A 16,928-nucleotide genomic window follows, 5' to 3' on the forward strand; every position below is an offset into this window, starting at 1 on the left:
TACGGGGGCATCAACCGATCGGCTGATGCGCCTTCGAGCGCGTCGGCCGATGTGCCGGGCGCCCGCTCACCGGGACGCTGGTGGCATGCCCGTCATCGAAGTCACCGACCTGCGCAAGTCCTACGGCGGACGCCCCGTCGTCGACGGTGTGTCCTTCGCCGTCGAGGAGGGCGAGATCTTCGGCGTCCTCGGCCCGAACGGCGCCGGCAAGACCACCACCGTCGAATGCGTCGAGGGCCTGCGCGTCCCCGACGCGGGCCGGGTCCGCGTCACCGGCCTCGACCCCGTCGCCGACCACGAGAAGGTCGCCCGCGTCCTCGGGGCCCAGCTCCAGCAGAGCGAGGTGCAGCCCAAGCTCACCGTCCGCGAGGCCCTGGAGCTGTACGCCGCCTTCTACCCGGCACCGGCCGACTGGCGCCCGCTCGCCGAGCGGCTCGACCTCACCCCGATGCTGGACACCCGGTTCGCGAAGCTCTCCGGCGGTCAGAAGCAGCGCCTGTTCATCGCGCTGGCCCTGGTCGGCAATCCCCGCGTCGTCGTCCTGGACGAGCTGACCACCGGCCTCGACCCGCGCGCCCGCCGGGAGACCTGGCAGCTCATCGAGGACATCCGCGCGGGCGGTGTCACCGTCCTGCTGGTCACCCATTTCATGGAGGAGGCGCAGCGCCTGTGCGACCGGATCGCGGTGATCGACCGGGGCCGGGTCGCCGCCCTGGACACCCCGGCCGGGCTCATCCGGCGCTCGGCGGGCGCCACCGTCATCAGCTTCACCCCGTCCGAGCCGCTCGACGACACGGACCTGCGCGGGCTGCCCGCACTCGCCTCCGTCGCGTACCGGGACGGGCGCGTGACCCTGTCCGGCACGGACGAGACGGTCAACGCCGTCATCACCCTGCTCGCCCGCACCCGCGTCACCGCCCACCAGCTCCGGGTCACCGACACCACGCTGGACGACGCCTTCCTGGACCTCACGGAGGCCACCGCATGAAGACCGCCGTCCTCGACACCGCCGTACTGAAGACCGAACTGCGTCTGTTCCGCCGCGAACCGGGCGCCCTGTTCTGGATGCTGCTGTTCCCGACCCTGCTGCTGGCGATCCTCGGCTCCATCCCGTCCTTCCGCGAGGCCGACCCCTCTTTCGGCGGACTGCGCCCGGTCGACGCCTACGTGCCGGTGGCCGTGCTCCTCGGCCTGACCGTCGGCGGCCTCCAGGGCATGCCGCAGGTCCTCACCGGCTACCGGGAGCGGGGCATCCTGCGCCGGATGTCCGCCACGCCGGTGCGACCGGCGGCCCTGCTGTCCGCGCAGATGGTGGTGTGCGGCGGGGCCGCCCTCCTCTCGGCGCTGCTCGCGCTGGCGGTCGGCCGCATCGCCTTCGACGTGGCGCTGCCCGGGCAGCCCCTCGGCTACCTCCTCGCGCTGCTGCTGGCCGTGCTCGCCGCGCTCTCCCTGGGCGCCCTGCTCTCCGCCCTGTCCCGCACCACGAAGATGGCCGGCGCCATCGGGTCGGCCGCACTGTTCCCGGCGATGTTCTGCGCGGGCGTGTGGCTGCCGGTGCAGGCCATGCCGGACCTGCTGGCCGAGATCGTGGGCTTGACCCCCTTCGGCGCCGCCGCGCAGGCCCTCAACGAGGCGGCGGCCGGCGGCTGGCCCCACTGGTCCCACCTGGCGATTCTGGTGGCCTGGACAGCGGTGCTCACCTCGGCGGCCGCACGCAGGTTCCGCTGGGAATGAGCGCGCCGATGGCCGACACTGGCCCGATGACCGACGCGGGAACCGTCGAGCGCCAGTGGACGGCGTTCCACCAGTGGGGGCCGTTCGGCCTGCTCGCCGTCGGCACCGCGGTCGCCGCCGCGGCCTCCGACCTGATCGGCATGACCGCGGGCCAGTGGTACCTCGCGGGCGCCCTGATCGCGGTCGCGGTCGGCATGCAGCTGTGGTGGGCCGGGTCGGCCCGCACCCGGCCCGGGCCGACCCCGGCGAGCGTCTGCCTCTACTTCGTGCGCTGCGGCATCGCCTTCGTCCTGTCCTGGCTCAACCCGCTGTTCGGCTTCTACGCGTACTCCGGCTACTTCGGGGTCGACCGGCTGCTGCCGCCCCGGCTGCTCAAACCGGGACTGCTCCTGACGGCGGTGACGATCGCGGGCTCGCAGTCGGGCGGGCTGCCGCCCGACGACGCGGCGGGCTGGGTGCTCTTCGGCGCGATCCTCGCGGTCAACGTCGTACTCCTCGTGGTGTTCGCGCGCCTCGCCGAGACGGAGGCGGCCCGCAGCCGCGCCCGGGTCGAGACCATCGCCGAGCTGGAGCGCACCAACGCGGCGCTGCAGCAGGCCCTCGACGAGAACGCCGCCCTCCACGCCCAGCTCCTCGTCCAGGCCCGGGAGGCCGGCGTCGCCGACGAACGCAGGCGGCTGGCCGCCGAGATCCACGACACCCTCGCCCAGGGCCTGACCGGCATCATCGCCCAGCTCCAGGTCGTCACGGCCACCCCCGATCCGGTGCTGGGCCGCGAGCACATGGACCGGGCCCTCGCGCTGGCCCGGCACAGCCTCGGCGAGGCCCGCCGCTCCGTGCACAACCTCTCCCCGGTCGCGCTGGCCGACGACGGGCTGCCGGACGCGCTGAAGAAGACGGTGACCGAGTGGGGCGAGCGCACCGGCGTCCAGGCCCGGTTCACCGTCACCGGCACCGCCGAGCAACTCCACGACGAGGTCGCCGCCACCCTCCTGCGCGTCGTCCAGGAGGCCCTGTCCAACACCGCCCGCCACGCGCACGCCGACCGGGTGGGCGTCACCCTGTCCTACATGGGCGACGAGGTCACCCTCGACGTCCGGGACGACGGCCGGGGCTTCGACCCGCTGACCGCACGGGAGCGCACCACCGTCGGCGGCTTCGGCCTCGACGGCATGCGGGTCCGCGCCGAGCGCATCGCGGGATCGCTCACCGTCGAGGCGGAACCGGGCCACGGCACGGCCGTCTCGGCTCGCGTACCGTTGGTCCGCCATGACCGATGACGCCGTGATCTCCCTCCTCGTCGTCGACGACCACCCCGTGGTCCGCGACGGCCTGCGCGGCATGTTCGAGTCCGCGCCCGGCTTCCGCGTCCTCGGCGAGGCCGCGGGCGGCGTCGAGGCCGTGGAGCGGGCCACCGCGCTCGACCCGGACGTGATCCTGATGGACCTGCGGATGCCGGGCGGCGCGGGCGTGGACGCCATCCGGGAGCTGACCCGGCGCGGCGCCCGCGCCCGGGTGCTCGTGCTGACCACCTACGACACCGACTCCGACACCCTGCCCGCGATCGAGGCCGGCGCGACCGGATACCTCCTCAAGGACGCGCCCCGCGACGACCTGTTCACCGCGGTCCGCGCGGCGGCCCAGGGGCGCACCGTCCTCTCCCCGGCGGTCGCCTCCCGTCTGGTCTCCGCCGTCCGCGGCCCCAAGGCCGGTGGCGAGCCCCTCTCCGCGCGCGAGCGCGAGGTGCTCGCCCTGGTGGCGCGCGGCACGTCCAACAAGGAGATCGCCCGGGAGCTGTTCATCAGCGAGGCGACCGTGAAGACCCACCTCACCCACCTGTACGCCAAGCTCGGCGTGGGCGACCGCGCGGCGGCGGTCGCGACCGCGTACGACCGGGGCATCCTCGGCTGAACCGGGCCCCGCTCACCCCGCCTTCAGCAGCAGCACCGTCCGGGCCGGCACCGTGATCTCCGTGCCCGCCGGGTACGTGGTGCCCGGCGCCTCGCGCTGCTCCTCCCGGCCCGTGTCGACGACCACCTCGTACCGCTCGGCCCACGGGGGGCCCGGCAGGACGAAGCCGGCCGGGCCCTCGCCCGCGTGCAGGACGGCCAGGAAACTGTCGTCGGCGATCGGGTCGCCGCGCTCGTCGCGGCCCGGGATGTCCCGCCCGGACAGGTACATGCCGAGGCCGGCGGCGGGGGCATACCAGTCCCGCTCCGTCATCTCCGTCCCCTGTGCGGTGAACCACGCCAGGTCGCGCAGGCCGTCCGCGGAGTGCGCCCGGCCGGAGAAGAAGGCCCGGCGGCGCAGGACGGGATGCCGGTGGCGCAGGGCGATCAGCCGGGAGGCCAGCTCGAACAGCGGGCGCCACTGCGGGTCGTCCAGCAGACTCCAGTCCACCCAGCCGATCTCGTTGTCCTGGCAGTAGGCGTTGTTGCCGCCCCGCTGGGTGCGGCCCATCTCGTCGCCCGCGACCAGCATCGGCACCCCGGTCGACAGCAGCAGCGTCGTCAGCAGGTTGCGCAGCTGACGGCGCCGCAGGGCCCGTACGTCCGCGTCGTCCGTCTCTCCCTCCGCGCCGCAGTTCCAGGACCGGTTGTCGTCCGTGCCGTCCCGGTTGCCCTCGCCGTTGGCCTCGTTGTGCTTGCGCTCGTACGACACGAGGTCCCGCAGCGTGAAGCCGTCGTGCGCGGTGACGAAGTTGACCGACGCGTACGGCCGCCGCCCGCCCCACGCGTACAGGTCGCTGGAGCCCGACAGGCGGTAGCCCATCTCCCGCACGTCCGGCAGCGCGTGCCGCCAGAAGTCCCGGACCGCGTCGCGATAGCGGTCGTTCCACTCCGTCCACAGCGGCGGGAACGCGCCCACCTGGTAGCCGCCCGAGCCGACGTCCCACGGCTCGGCGATCAGCTTCACCCGGCGCAGCACCGGATCCTGCGCGATCACCGCGAGGAACGGGGACAGCATGTCGACGTCGTGCATCGAGCGGGCCAGCGCCGCCGCCAGGTCGAAGCGGAAGCCGTCCACGCCCATCTCCGTGACCCAGTACCGCAGCGAGTCGGTGATCAGGCGCAGCACGTGCGGCTGGACGACGTGCAGGGTGTTGCCGCAGCCGGTGTAGTCGGCGTACCGGCGCGCGTCGGGCTGGAGGCGGTAGTAGCCGCGGTTGTCGATGCCCTTCAGGGACAGCGTCGGGCCCAGCTCGCCGGCCTCGGCGGTGTGGTTGTAGACCACGTCGAGGATGACCTCGATGCCGGCCGCGTGCAGCGCGCGCACCATCCGCTTGAACTCGCCGACCTGCTCGCCGGTGGTGCCGGAGGCGGCGTAGGCGGCGTGGGGGGCGAAGTAGCCGACCGAGTTGTAGCCCCAGTAGTTCCGCAGGCCGCGCTCCAGCAGATGGCTCTCGTGCGCGAACTGGTGCACCGGCAGCAGCTCCACCGCCGTCACGCCCAGCCGCGTCAGGTGCGCGATCGCCGCCGGGTGCGCGAGGCCCGCGTACGTGCCGCGCAGCTCGGGAGGGATGTCGGGGTGGAGCTTGGTGAAGCCGCGCACGTGCAGTTCGTAGATGACCGAGTCCGCCCACGGCGTCTTCGGGCGCCGGTCGTCCGACCAGTCGTCGTCGTCATGGACCACGACGCCCTTGGGTACGTGGGGCGCCGAGTCCCGGTCGTCGCGCACGGTGTCCGCCACCCGCTGCTCGGGCCAGTCCCGCACATGCCCGTACACCTCGGGCGGCAGATCGAAGTCGCCGTCCACCGCGCGGGCGTACGGGTCGAGCAGCAGCTTCGCCGGATTCCAGCGGGCGCCGGTCCACGGGTCCCAGCGGCCGTGCACCCTGAAGCCGTAGCGCTGCCCGGGCAGGACGCCGGGCACGAAGCCGTGCCAGATCTCGTGCGTCAGCTCGCTCAGCCGCACCCGCCGTTCCCCGCCACCGGGGCCCGGCGCGTCGAACAGGCACAGCTCCACCGCCTCCGCCCCGCCCGCCCACAGCGCGAAGTTGGTCCCCGCCACCTGGTCCGGGCCGGTGCGGAACCGGGCGCCCAGCGGCACCGGGGTGCCCGGCCAGGCGGCGGGCACGGCGGACGACGGGCCCTCCCGCCGCGCGCCGCCCACCACGAGGGCAGGGCGTCCGTCCACGACGGCAGGGCGTCCGTCCACGGCGGCCTGCTTCCCGGCCACCGCCTCCTGCTCGGCTGCGCTGGACACCTGTCAGCCTCCCACGGCTCGTGGAACGACGTCCGGCAGGAGGGCGTGCGGCGTCCCGGCCGCTGCTCCCCGTCGCGTCGTCCTCCCCACAGTTCTGCCCACCGGGTGGCTCGCACTCACGTTTCCCCAGGGCCGACCGGTCGTTACGGGTGGATGTGAGGCACGTACATGGGCGCGCACGGCGCGCGGGGGCCGCTCTGGCCGCCGTACTGACATGGGCAGGACTGCTGGCCGGGGCCGCCGGATGCACCTCGGACGGGGGTGGCATCGGCTCCGGCATCGGCGACGGCATCGGCGAGATGTTCGGCAAGCCACCCGCGGCCGAGGACGTCATCCGCGTCACCCCTGACGACGGGAGCAAGGCCGTCCGGCCGGAGAAGAAGCTGTCGGTGCGGGTGCCCGACGGCCGGCTGGAATCGGTGAAGGTCGTCAAGGCGCAGGACGCGCAGGAGACCCCGGTGCCGGGCCGGATCTCCGAGGACGGCCTCAGCTGGAAACCCAACGACGACCGGCTCGCGCTCGCCGCCAAGTACACGGTCGACGCCGTGGCCCTGGACGGCGGGGGACACCGCTCCGCCCGGCACACCACCTTCACCACCTACGTCCCCGAGGAACGCTTCATCGCCTACGTCGCCCCCGAGAACCGGGCGGTCGTCGGCACCGGCATGATCGTTTCGCTGGAGTTCAACCGCGAGATCACCGATCGCGCCGCCGTCGAACGCGCCGTCTCCGTCACCGCCGAGCCCGGCACCGAGATCCGCCCCCACTGGTTCGGCAAGGACCGCGTCGACTTCCGCCCGAAGGAGTACTGGAAGCCCGGCACCGAGGTCACCGTCGACCTGGACCTGCGGGACGTCGAGGGCGCACCCGGGGTCTACGGGCTCCAGCACAAGACGTTCTCCTTCACCGTCGGCCGCAGCCAGGTCTCCCTCGTCGACGCGCTCAAACGGACCATGCAGGTGCGCCGGGACGGCACGCTGCTGGCCACCGTGCCGATCACCGCGGGAGCGCCGACCACCCCCACCTACAACGGCAAGATGGTCATCACCGAGATGCTCGACGTCACCCGCATGAACAGCCGCACGGTCGGCTTCGGCGGCGAGTACGACATCCCCGACGTCCCGCACGCCATCCGTCTGACCAGCTCCGGGACCTTCCTGCACGGCAACTACTGGGCGCCCGCCGACACCTTCGGCCGGGCCAACGTCAGCCACGGCTGCGTCGGGCTGCGCGACGCCAAGGGCGGCGGTTCCGACACCCCGGCGGGCTGGTTCTTCGACCGCAGCCTCATCGGCGACGTCGTCGAGGTGGTCCACAGCAAGGACAAGAAGGTCGCCCCCGACAACGGGCTCGGTGGCTGGAACATGAACTGGAAGCAGTGGAAGGCGGGCAGCGCGGTGAAGTGACGTCGGCGCGCTCACGGCACCCGGCGCCCAACTCGGTACGGAACGGTGACAATTCCTCTGCCCCTCGACCCCCTGGCCTGCGGTTACGATGCGCCGGTGCGCGCGCGGGCGCACCGGGGTGCGGGCCGGACCAGGCCCGGCGAGGGGAGACAAGTTGAACGTGCGTCCGACAGCGGGGGCCGTACTCGGGGTGCTGATGCTGACCGTCACCGCGTGTGGTGGGGGCGGATCGGGCTCGGGGGCCGGGGACGGCAAGGGGGAGAAGGCCAAGGACTCCACCGCGGCACAGAGCAAGCAGTCCGAGGCGGTCGTCACCATCGCCCCGGAGAACGGGGCCAAGTCCGTCGACACCAGCGGCGACCTGAAGGTCGGCGCCGCGAAGGGCAAGCTCACCGAGGTCGTCGTCAAGGACGCCAAGGGCGCGAAGGTCGACGGGAAGATATCCGGGGACGGCGCCGCCTGGACGCCGTCCGCCCACCTGGCCGCGTCCACCACGTACACCGTGCACGCGGTCGCCAAGGACTCCGAGGGCCGCACGGCCGCCGAGGACTCCCGCTTCACCACCCTGACGCCGAAGAACACCTTCATCGGCACCTTCACGCCGGAGGACGGCTCGAAGGTCGGCGTCGGGATGCCGTTCTCGATCCGCTTCACCCGGGGCATCACCAACCCGGAGGACGTCGAGAAGGCCATCACCGTCAAGACCGAGCCGGCCGTCGAGGTCGCGGGCCACTGGTTCGGCAACGACCGCCTCGACTTCCGTCCCGAGAAGTACTGGAAGGCCGGCACCAAGGTCACCGTCGACCTCAACCTCGACGGTGTGGAAGGCCGCGAGGACGTCTACGGCAAGCAGGCCAAGACCGTCTCCTTCACCGTCGGCCGCAGCCAGGTCTCCGTCGTGGACGCCAAGAAGCACACGATGAAGGTCGTGCGGGACGGCAAGACCGTCAAGACCGTCCCCGTCACCACCGGCTCGCCCGGCTACGAGACCTGGAACGGCCAGATGGTCATCACCGAGCGGCTCGCGGTGACCCGGATGAACGGCGAGACCGTCGGCTACGGCGGCGAGTACGACATCAAGGACGTCCCGCACGCCATGCGGCTGTCCACCTCCGGCACCTTCATCCACGGCAACTACTGGGGCGGCGACGCCTTCGGCAACCGCAACTCCAGCCACGGCTGCATCGGCCTGCGCGACGTGCGCGGCGGCTGGGACGAGAAGGCGCCGGCCGCCTGGTTCTTCGAGAACTCCCTCATCGGCGACGTCGTCGTGGTCAAGAACTCCGAGGACCAGACCATCGCCCCGGACAACGGCCTCAACGGCTGGAACATGTCCTGGGAGAAGTGGAAGGCCTGAGCCTTCGCAGGGAGGTATGGCGTACGGCCCCGGTGCCCTCGATGTGAGGTACGGCACCGGGGCCGTAGCCGTTAATGCCCGTGCTGTGCCTGCCTGGGGGCAACCCCCAGACCCCCGGCCGGGTGTGAGCGACCGCACCCGCCCCGTAGCCGTTAATGCCCGTGCTGTGCCTGCCTGGGGGCAACCCCCAGACCCCCGGCCGGGTGTGAGCGACCGCACCCGCCCCGTAGCCGTTAATGCCCGTTAACCTGCTGGGCATGACCGTAAATCTCGAAGTCGCCGAAGGCGTCGGCACGCTGCGCCTGGACCGCCCGCCCATGAACGCGCTGGACGTCGCCACCCAGGACCGGCTGAAGGAGCTGGCCGAGGAGGCCACCCGGCGCGAGGACGTGCGCGCCGTGGTCATCTACGGCGGCGAGAAGGTGTTCGCGGCGGGCGCGGACATCAAGGAGATGCAGGTGATGGACCACGCGGCGATGATCGTGCGGGCCCGTGCCCTCCAGGACTCCTTCACGGCGGTGGCCCGCATCCCCAAGCCCGTGGTCGCGGCGGTGACCGGCTACGCCCTGGGCGGCGGCTGCGAACTCGCGCTCTGCGCCGACTTCCGCATCGCCGGGGAGAACGCCAAGCTCGGCCAGCCCGAGATCCTGCTCGGCCTGATCCCGGGCGCGGGCGGCACCCAGCGGCTGTCCCGGCTGGTCGGACCCTCCAGGGCCAAGGATCTGATCTTCACCGGCCGTCAGGTGAAGGCCGACGAGGCGCTGACGCTCGGCCTGGTGGACCGGGTGGTGCCGGCCGCCGAGGTCTACGAGCAGGCCCACGCGTGGGCCGCGCGGCTCGCCAAGGGGCCCGCCATCGCGCTGCGCGCGGCGAAGGAGGCGATCGACACGGGTCTGGAGACGGACATCGAGACGGGCCTCGCCGTCGAGCGGAACTGGTTCGCCGGTCTGTTCGCCACGGAGGACCGCGAGCGCGGGATGCGCAGCTTCGTGGAAGAGGGCCCCGGCAAGGCGAAGTTCGTCTGACGCTCCCCGCGGGATGCGCGAGCGTCACCCCGAAGTCGCGTCGTAACCCTTGCAATTGACGCGATGTCTGATCCGGGTCCCTCGATGGGGCGGTTTATGGCAGCCTTAACGCACCATTAAGCGCGTCTTGTCGAGGGAGTCCGCCGCGTGTCTCCGGCCGAGTCGTCCGTGCAGGTCAGTGGGGCTGAATCCGCTCCCGAACTGCCTGTGGCATATGCCGAACGACCGCTGCCCGGTCCGGTCCCGGCACGGGCGTATTCCCCGGGAACGGCCCCGGAGCCCCCCGCGGGCGGCCATGATGGGGGCATGGCGGGGCTGGAGGGTACGGAACAGCCGCGGGGAGCCGGACGTGCGACCGCGGCGCGCTGGTCGCCGGCGGTGGAGGACGAACGCGCGCTCAAGGCGCTGGAACTGTTCGGCAACCCGACGGAGCGCGAAGTTCCGTTACCGTCCCGCCCCGAGTCCGCCGCCACCGCCCGCCGGCTGGCCCAGGTCGTCGCCCTGCGCCAGTGGAAGCTCGGCCCCAAGGTCACCGAGGACGCCGTCCTACTCGTCTCCGAGCTGGTCGGCAACGCCGTACGGCACACCGGCGCCCGCGTGTTCGGCCTCCACATGCGCCGCCGCCCCGGCTGGATCCGGATCGAGGTCCGCGACCCCTCCCGGGGGCTGCCCTGCCTGATGCCGGTGCAGGAGACGGACATCAGCGGGCGCGGCCTCTTCCTCGTCGACAAGCTGTCCGACCGGTGGGGCGTCGATCTGCTGCCGCGCGGGAAGACCACCTGGTTCGAGATGCGGGTCGTCGACCGATGAGCACAGGACCCATCTGCCGCTGAAAGCAACCCCGTTCACCGGACACGCCACCTACGGGTGAGAATCCGGAACGTACCGCTCCGCAGCCGGGATCGTAGGCGCATGATCACCACTCGCCTGCGCCGCCGGACCGCCGCCGCCGTCCTGTCGCTCTCCGCGGTCCTCGCCACCACCGCCGCCACCGCCCCCGGAGCCGCTCCGGCCCCGTCGGCCGCCCCCGCCAAGGCCGCCCCGGCCTGCCCCCAGTTCGACGACAAGACCAAGGCCGCCGCCGACCGCGGCGTCGACGTCGACCGCATCACCCCCGAGCCGGTCTGGCGCACCACCTGCGGCACCCTCTACCGCAGCGACAGCCGCGGCCCCCAGGTCGTCTTCGAAGAGGGCTTCCACGCCAAGGACGTCCAGAACGGCCAGTACGACGTCGAGAAGTACGTCCTGGTCAACCAGCCCTCGCCGTTCGTCTCGACGACCTACGACCACGACCTCTACAAGACCTGGTACAAGTCCGGCTACAACTACTACATCGACGCCCCCGGCGGCATCGACGTCAACAAGACCATCGGCGACACCCACAAGTGGGCCGACCAGGTCGAGGTCGCCTTCCCCGGCGGAGTCCAGCGGAAGTACATCATCGGCGTCTGCCCGGTCGACAAGCAGACCAAGACCGAGATCATGAGCGAGTGCGAGAGCAACCCGCACTACCAGCCCTGGCACTGACGCACGGACGCACTGACACCGGCCACTCAGGGCAGGAGGAACAAGGCCTCCGAACCCACCGGCCGGTAACCCGCCGCCTGGAACGCCCGCAGACTGCGGGCGTTCCCCGCCGACACCTGGGCCCACACCGGCTCGCCCCCGGCCAGCTGCCGCGCCGCCGTCACCAGCCGCCGCCCCAGCCCCCGGTGCCGGGCCCCCTCCGCCACCTCCACGGCCACCTCCAGCCGCCCGGCGACCCCCCGGCCCAGCATCAGCACCCCGCCGTCCGCCGCCCACACCCGCACCTCGTCGCGCCGCCGCCGGGCCGAGACCACCCGGGGATGCCCCGGATCGGCGACCTCCGCCAGTGCGACCTCCGGACGCCCTGAGAGCGGCGCACCGGTCAGCAGCACGTCGATCGTGTCGGTCGTCCGCCCCGTGCGCTCGGCGAATGCCGTCAGGAACCGGGCGTTCATGGTCGCGGCGAGAGGGTCGCAGTCCAGCGCGGCCAGTGTCTTGCGCACCCACGCCTCGTCCTCGTCGGTGAAGACCACCGAGTGCGCCGTGAAGGCGATGACCCCCGCGTCCCGGCCGCCCCGCTGGGGCACGACGCTCGTCCCGCCGTCCGCGGGCGGGAACACCCCCCGCGCCGCCGCGTCCAGAATCTCCCGCAGGCTCTCCGCCACACCGCGCTCCTTGAGTCTCCACCCACTGGAAGGCACAGACTCCCAGACATGACCGACGACGGCACCGACCTCATGACCATCGGCGAACTGGCGCGGACCACCGGACTCACGGTGCGCACCATCCGCTACTGGTCCGACGAGGGCGCCCTGCCCCCGGTCACCCGCTCCGCGGGCGGCTACCGGCTCTACGACGCCGCGTCCGTCGCCCGCCTGGAACTGATCCGCACCCTGCGCGAACTGGGCCTGGGCCTGGACCCCGTACGCCGCGTCCTGGCCGGCGAGACCACGGTCGCGCAGGTCGCGGCGGCGCACGTGAGCGCGCTGGACGCGCAGATCAGCTCACTGAGGGTGACCCGCGCGGTGCTGTCCACCGTGGCGCGACGCGGCTCGACCGCTGAGGAGATGACACTCATGAACAAGCTGGCGCGGCTGTCCACCGCCGAACGGCGGCGGATCATCGAGGACTTCATGGCGGAGGTCTTCGCGGGCATCGACCCCGGGGACCCCGACATCCGCGCCCGAATGCGCTTCGCCGCGGCCGACCTGCCCGACGACCCCACGCCCGAGCAGGTGGACGCCTGGGTGGAGCTGGCCGAGCTGATCCAGGACCCGGAGTTCCGGGCGACGATGCGCGGGATGATCGAGTTCAACGCGACGGACCGGGGGCGGGACGTCCCCACGGCCTCCTCGCTGTGGTTCGTGAGCCGCCTGGTGCAGCTCGCGGGAGACGCGCTGCGCGAGGGCGTCGCGCCGGACTCGCCGCAGGCCGCCGGCATCCTGCGCGCGCTGATCGGCGACGCCGACCCGGCCGTCGTACGGGAACGCCTCACAGCCGTGACCAACGTCCGTCTTGCCCGCTATCGGGAGCTCTCCGCGATCGTGAACGGCCTGGAACCCCCGTCCGCCTACGAGGAGCACTTCGGGTGGGTGGTCGCCGCGCTGGAGACGCGGGCGGCCAGCTAATCTGACCTGCGACAGAAGGACCCATGCACGAAACGAGGGGCGGACCGGTGGCCGACATCGAGGAAGCACGCAAGCAGTTCGAGCGCATCGACACGGACGGCGACGGCCTCATCACCGCGGCCGAGTTCAAGACCGCGCTCGCCCAGGGCGGCGACTGGAACGTCACCGAGTCGGTGGCCGAGGCGATCATCGCCGGCCGCGACCTCGACGGCGACAAGCAGCTGTCGTTCGACGAGTTCTGGGCCCACCTGAACAAGTGACGACACCGCGAGGGGCGCCCGGCCACCCGGCGGGCGCCCCTGTGCCGTCCGCGCACGCTGCTGCGGGGGAGTGAAGGCGGGGCGACGGCGGAATAGCCCGCCCGGCTCGGAAGTTGGTGGTGCTCACCGGCACGACACGACCCCCGAAGGGCCAGGCGAGTCAGCAACATGAAGATCGGCATCATCGGCGCGGGCAACATCGGCGGCAACCTCACCCGGCGGCTCACCGCCCTCGGGCACGACGTCTCCGTCGCCAACTCACGCGGCCCGCACACGCTCACCGCACTGGGCGAGGAGACCGGCGCCACTCCGGCAACGGTGGAGGAGGCGGCGCGCGGGGCCGAGATCGTGGTCGTCACGATCCCGCTGAAGAGGGTCCCGGACCTGTCCTCCGGTGTCCTCGACGGGGCGGCCGACGGCGTCGCGGTCCTCGACACCGGCAACTACTACCCGCGGCAGCGGGACGGCAGGATCGCGGGCATCGAGGACGAGGGCCGCACCGAGAGCCGCTGGACCGAGGGCCACCTCGGCCACCCGGTGGTCAAGGCCTTCAACGGCACCTACGCCCAGGACATCCTCGACCGCCCCCGTCCGGCCGGCGCGCCCGACCGCATGGCACTCCCGGTCGCCGGCGACGACGAGGCGGCCAAGGCGAAGATCCGCGCCCTGATCGACGAGCTGGGCTTCGACACCGTCGACGCCGGCGGCATCGACGACTCCTGGCGTCAGCAGCCCGGCACCCCGGTCTACGGCCTGCGCGCGGGCGTCGAGGGCGTCACCGAGGCCCTGGCGAAGGCGCCCCCGGAGCGGCCGGCGGATTTCCGGGGCTGACCCGGCCCCCTGATCAGGGCTGGGCCCAGTCCTTGAGCGCCGCCTTGCTCGAGAAGTCCGCCACATTGGTGTCGACCGGGTCGTCGGTGTACTGGTGGAAACGCCAGTCGGCCTGGATGCGCGGCTTGCCCGCCGACACGTAGTCGGCGATCCACAGGCCGTCGCCCGCGTACGAGGTGGTGTCCACGGTCAACCAGTAGTTCCTGTTCGTGTAGAGGATTACCCGGTTGTCCGGCCGCAGCGCCTTCACCTTCTTGATGAAGCTGTCCTTCTCCGCGTTGCTCGCGTGGGTGCCCTCGCCGTTCGACTCCCAGTCGACGGCGAGGACGTCGCCCTTCCGCTCGGGGGCGTGGGAGACGAAGTACTCGGCCTGGGCGGTGAGGTTGCCCGGCCACAGGAAGTGGTAGAAGCCGACGACCAGTCCGGCGTCACGGGCCCGTTTCGTCTGGGCCGCCAGCTTCGGATTGACGTACGAACGGCCTTCCGTCGCCTTGACGAAGACGAAGGACAGGCCGTCGGTGTCGTAGGTGGAGGACTGGTAGGCGCTGACGTCGATGCCGCGCAGCATGGGGCCTCCCTGAGAGGCGGTGGGGGGACGCGAGTTGGTTATTCCCCACGATGGCACGGGTGATCCCCGCCGGAAGCGGAAACGTCGACTTCGCTTTCCCCGGGCGCCATTGACGCGCGTAGCGCGGTGCCCCACGCTGGGCACCAGCCCGAGGTTGGCTCAAAGGTCTGGAGGCCGGGATGTTCAGACGCGTGTCACGTCTGCTTCTCTCTTTTGTCATGCTCATGGCCGGTGCGGTGGTCGGTTTGGGAGCCACCGCCACCGCCGCGCACGCCGACTCCTGCTACACCTGGAACCGGACCCTCTCCCAGGGTTCCTCCGGCAGCGACGTGACCCAGCTCCAGATCCGGGTCGCCGGCTGGGTGACCTCCGGCGAGCGGCTCTCCTACGACGGCCAGTACGGCGCGCGGACCGCCGCCGCCGTCAAGAAGTTCCAGGCCGCGTACGGCCTGGGCGCGGACGGTGTCGCGGGCCCCGCGACCTTCAGCAAGATCTACGCCCTCCAGGACGCGGACTGCACGCCCGTCCACTTCGCCTACGCCGAACTCAACAAGTGCAACTCCGACTGGTCCGGCGGCGCGGTCTCCGCCGCCACCGCCAAGTCGAACGCGCTGAAGACGATGTGGAAGCTGGAGGCGATGCGGCACGCCCTCGGCGACGTGCCGATCACCATCTCCAGCGGCTTCCGCTCCCGCGCCTGCAACAACGCGGTCGGCGGCTCGGCCACCAGCCGTCACCTCTACGGCGACGCCGCCGACCTCACCGGCTCACCCAGCTTCTGCCGGCTCGCCCAGCAGGCCAGGACCCACGGCTTCTCGGAGATCCTCGGCCCGGGTTACCCCGGCCACAACGACCACACCCACGTGGCCTTCGACCCGTCGCCGTACTGGTCGGCCCCCAACTGCGGCATCTGACCACGGGGAGCCGGATCCGGGCGGGCCCGCGCCTCAGCACTCGATGATGTTCACCGCGAGCCCGCCCCGCGCCGTCTCCTTGTACTTGACCGACATGTCCGCGCCGGTGTCCTTCATCGTCTTGATGACCTTGTCGAGGGACACCTTGTGGGAGCCGTCGCCGCGCATCGCCATCCGGGCCGCGGTGACGGCCTTCACCGCGGCCATGCCGTTGCGCTCGATGCACGGGATCTGGACGAGGCCGCCGACCGGGTCGCAGGTCAGGCCGAGGTTGTGCTCCATGCCGATCTCGGCGGCGTTCTCCACCTGCTCCGGGGTGCCGCCCATGACCTCGGCGAGGGCGCCGGCCGCCATGGAGCAGGCCGAGCCGACCTCGCCCTGACAGCCGACCTCGGCGCCGGAGATGGAGGCGTTCTCCTTGAAGAGCATGCCGATGGCGCCCGCGGCCAGCAGGAAGCGGACCACGCCGTCCTCGTCGGCGCCGGGGACGAAGTTCACGTAGTAGTGCAGGACCGCCGGGATGATGCCGGCGGCGCCGTTGGTCGGGGCCGTGACGACCCGGCCGCCGGCCGCGTTCTCCTCGTTCACGGCCATCGCGTAGAGCGTGATCCACTCCATGGCCAGGGCCTTCGGGTCGCCCTCGGAGCGCAGCTTGCGCGCGGTGTTCGCGGCCCGGCGGCGCACCTTCAGGCCGCCCGGCAGGATGCCCTCGCGGGACATGCCGCGGTCCACGCAGGCCCGCATCACGCGCCAGATCTCCAGCAGGCCCTCGCGGATCTCGTCCTCGTCGCGCCAGGCCCGCTCGTTCTCCAGCATCAGCGCGGAGATGGACAGGCCCGTCTCCCGGGCCAGGCGCAGCAGCTCGTCGCCGGTGCGGAAGGGGTACTTCAGCACCGTGTCGTCGAGCACGATGCGGTCCGCGCCCACCGCGTCCTCGTCGACGACGAAGCCGCCGCCGACCGAGTAGTACGTCTTCGTCAGCACCTCGGCGCCCTGCGCGTCGTAGGCCCACAGGGTCATGCCGTTGGCGTGGTACGGAAGCGCCTTGCGGCGGTGCAGGACCATGTCGTCGTCGTAGGCGAAGGCGATCTCGTGCTCGCCGAGGAGACTGAGGCGGCCCGCGGACCTGATCGTCTCGACGCGTTCGTCGGCCGACTCCACGTCCACGGTGCGCGGTGAGTCGCCCTCCAGGCCGAGCAGCACCGCCTTGGGGGTGCCGTGGCCGTGGCCGGTGGCGCCGAGGGAGCCGTACAGCTCGGCGCGGACCGAGGTCACGGAGTCCAGCAGCTCCTCGTTGCGCAGGCGGCGGGCGAACATGCGGGCCGCGCGCATCGGGCCGACCGTGTGCGAGCTCGACGGGCCGATGCCGATCGAGAACAGGTCGAAGACCGAGATGGCCACGGGGACTCCTCAGAACGGGGGTGGTGCAGAGGGTGGTGCTTCGGGTGGGGCGCCGTGCCTGCTTGTGGCGG

16 protein-coding genes and 1 pseudogene are annotated in these 16,928 nt (G+C 72.0%); 13 read left to right on the forward strand and 4 right to left on the reverse strand.

Features of this window, described 5'->3' with window-relative positions:
* Nucleotides 1-85: 85 nt before the first annotated feature.
* From ACGH7X_RS27165 to ACGH7X_RS27180, 4 genes are read left to right on the forward strand one after another with little or no spacing between them, the layout of a single operon-like run.
* Entirely contained in the window at nt 86-988 is a 903-nt protein-coding gene (locus ACGH7X_RS27165; RefSeq protein WP_399889227.1) for an ABC transporter ATP-binding protein, read from the forward strand.
* Nucleotides 985-1,734: an ABC transporter permease gene (locus ACGH7X_RS27170; protein WP_399889230.1), complete on the forward strand. Its 750-nt coding sequence runs from the start codon at nt 985-987 to the stop codon at nt 1,732-1,734. Before ACGH7X_RS27165 ends, ACGH7X_RS27170 begins: the two co-directional genes overlap by 4 nt.
* A gap of 26 nt (nt 1,735-1,760) precedes the next feature.
* Nucleotides 1,761-3,014: an ATP-binding protein gene (locus tag ACGH7X_RS27175; protein WP_399889233.1), complete on the forward strand. Its 1,254-nt coding sequence runs from the start codon at nt 1,761-1,763 to the stop codon at nt 3,012-3,014.
* Nucleotides 3,004-3,645, forward strand: coding sequence for a response regulator (locus tag ACGH7X_RS27180; protein WP_399889236.1), 642 nt, complete (start codon nt 3,004-3,006; stop codon nt 3,643-3,645). Before ACGH7X_RS27175 ends, ACGH7X_RS27180 begins: the two co-directional genes overlap by 11 nt.
* Before the next feature lie 12 nt (nt 3,646-3,657).
* Here the strand turns inward: ACGH7X_RS27180 and glgX are convergent, their stop codons facing one another.
* Entirely contained in the window at nt 3,658-5,940 is a 2,283-nt protein-coding gene (gene glgX, locus ACGH7X_RS27185; protein ID WP_399889239.1) for a glycogen debranching protein GlgX, read from the reverse strand.
* Nucleotides 5,941-6,095: 155 nt separating this feature from the next.
* Between glgX and ACGH7X_RS27190 the strand changes: the two genes are divergently transcribed.
* From ACGH7X_RS27190 to ACGH7X_RS27210, 5 genes are all read left to right on the forward strand, one after another.
* Nucleotides 6,096-7,346: an Ig-like domain-containing protein gene (locus ACGH7X_RS27190; protein ID WP_399889242.1), complete on the forward strand. Its 1,251-nt coding sequence runs from the start codon at nt 6,096-6,098 to the stop codon at nt 7,344-7,346.
* A gap of 154 nt (nt 7,347-7,500) precedes the next feature.
* Nucleotides 7,501-8,703 carry an Ig-like domain-containing protein gene (locus tag ACGH7X_RS27195; protein ID WP_399889245.1) on the forward strand — a complete coding sequence of 401 codons (1,203 nt, stop codon included), beginning with the start codon at nt 7,501-7,503 and terminating at the stop codon, nt 8,701-8,703.
* Between the two features lie 257 nt (nt 8,704-8,960).
* The gene (locus ACGH7X_RS27200; protein WP_399889248.1) at nt 8,961-9,728 is read left to right on the forward strand and encodes an enoyl-CoA hydratase/isomerase family protein; all 768 of its coding nucleotides are present in this window, start codon (nt 8,961-8,963) and stop codon (nt 9,726-9,728) included.
* A 306-nt stretch (nt 9,729-10,034) separates the two neighbouring features.
* Entirely contained in the window at nt 10,035-10,538 is a 504-nt protein-coding gene (locus tag ACGH7X_RS27205; RefSeq protein WP_399889251.1) for an ATP-binding protein, read from the forward strand.
* A gap of 102 nt (nt 10,539-10,640) precedes the next feature.
* A complete protein-coding gene (locus ACGH7X_RS27210) occupies nt 10,641-11,255 on the forward strand; it encodes an ADP-ribosyltransferase (protein ID WP_399889254.1) in 615 nt (204 codons plus the stop codon).
* Nucleotides 11,256-11,281: 26 nt separating this feature from the next.
* On the opposite strand, the gene ACGH7X_RS27215 is transcribed toward ACGH7X_RS27210, so the two are convergent.
* Nucleotides 11,282-11,920: a GNAT family N-acetyltransferase gene (locus tag ACGH7X_RS27215; protein ID WP_399889256.1), complete on the reverse strand. Its 639-nt coding sequence runs from the start codon at nt 11,918-11,920 to the stop codon at nt 11,282-11,284.
* A gap of 48 nt (nt 11,921-11,968) precedes the next feature.
* On the opposite strand from ACGH7X_RS27215, the gene ACGH7X_RS27220 reads away from it, so the two are divergent.
* The 3 genes and pseudogenes from ACGH7X_RS27220 to ACGH7X_RS27230 form a co-directional block, all read left to right on the forward strand.
* On the forward strand, nt 11,969-12,883 hold the full coding sequence (locus ACGH7X_RS27220) for a MerR family transcriptional regulator (RefSeq protein ID WP_399889259.1): 915 nt from the start codon (nt 11,969-11,971) through the stop codon (nt 12,881-12,883).
* Between the two features lie 47 nt (nt 12,884-12,930).
* Complete coding sequence (locus ACGH7X_RS27225) at nt 12,931-13,143, forward strand: EF-hand domain-containing protein (RefSeq protein WP_003973534.1); 213 nt, start codon at nt 12,931-12,933, stop codon at nt 13,141-13,143.
* Between the two features lie 123 nt (nt 13,144-13,266).
* Nucleotides 13,267-13,974 (forward strand): annotated as a pseudogene (locus ACGH7X_RS27230) (NADPH-dependent F420 reductase); the annotation flags it as partial.
* Between the two features lie 13 nt (nt 13,975-13,987).
* Here ACGH7X_RS27230 and ACGH7X_RS27235 read toward each other — a convergent pair.
* Nucleotides 13,988-14,542, reverse strand: a complete 555-nt coding sequence (locus tag ACGH7X_RS27235) for a glycoside hydrolase family 25 protein (protein ID WP_399889261.1) — start codon at nt 14,540-14,542, stop codon at nt 13,988-13,990.
* 179 nt (nt 14,543-14,721) lie between these two features.
* On the opposite strand from ACGH7X_RS27235, the gene ACGH7X_RS27240 reads away from it, so the two are divergent.
* Nucleotides 14,722-15,456 (forward strand): D-Ala-D-Ala carboxypeptidase family metallohydrolase, encoded by a 735-nt coding sequence (locus ACGH7X_RS27240; protein WP_399889264.1) that lies wholly within the window; start codon nt 14,722-14,724, stop codon nt 15,454-15,456.
* Between the two features lie 33 nt (nt 15,457-15,489).
* Here the strand turns inward: ACGH7X_RS27240 and ACGH7X_RS27245 are convergent, their stop codons facing one another.
* Nucleotides 15,490-16,857, reverse strand: a complete 1,368-nt coding sequence (locus tag ACGH7X_RS27245) for an L-serine ammonia-lyase (RefSeq protein ID WP_399889267.1) — start codon at nt 16,855-16,857, stop codon at nt 15,490-15,492.
* Nucleotides 16,858-16,928: the final 71 nt, after the last annotated feature.

The sequence above is a fragment of the Streptomyces sp. BBFR51 genome (assembly GCF_044591655.1).
Classification (GTDB): Bacteria; Actinomycetota; Actinomycetes; order Streptomycetales; family Streptomycetaceae; genus Streptomyces.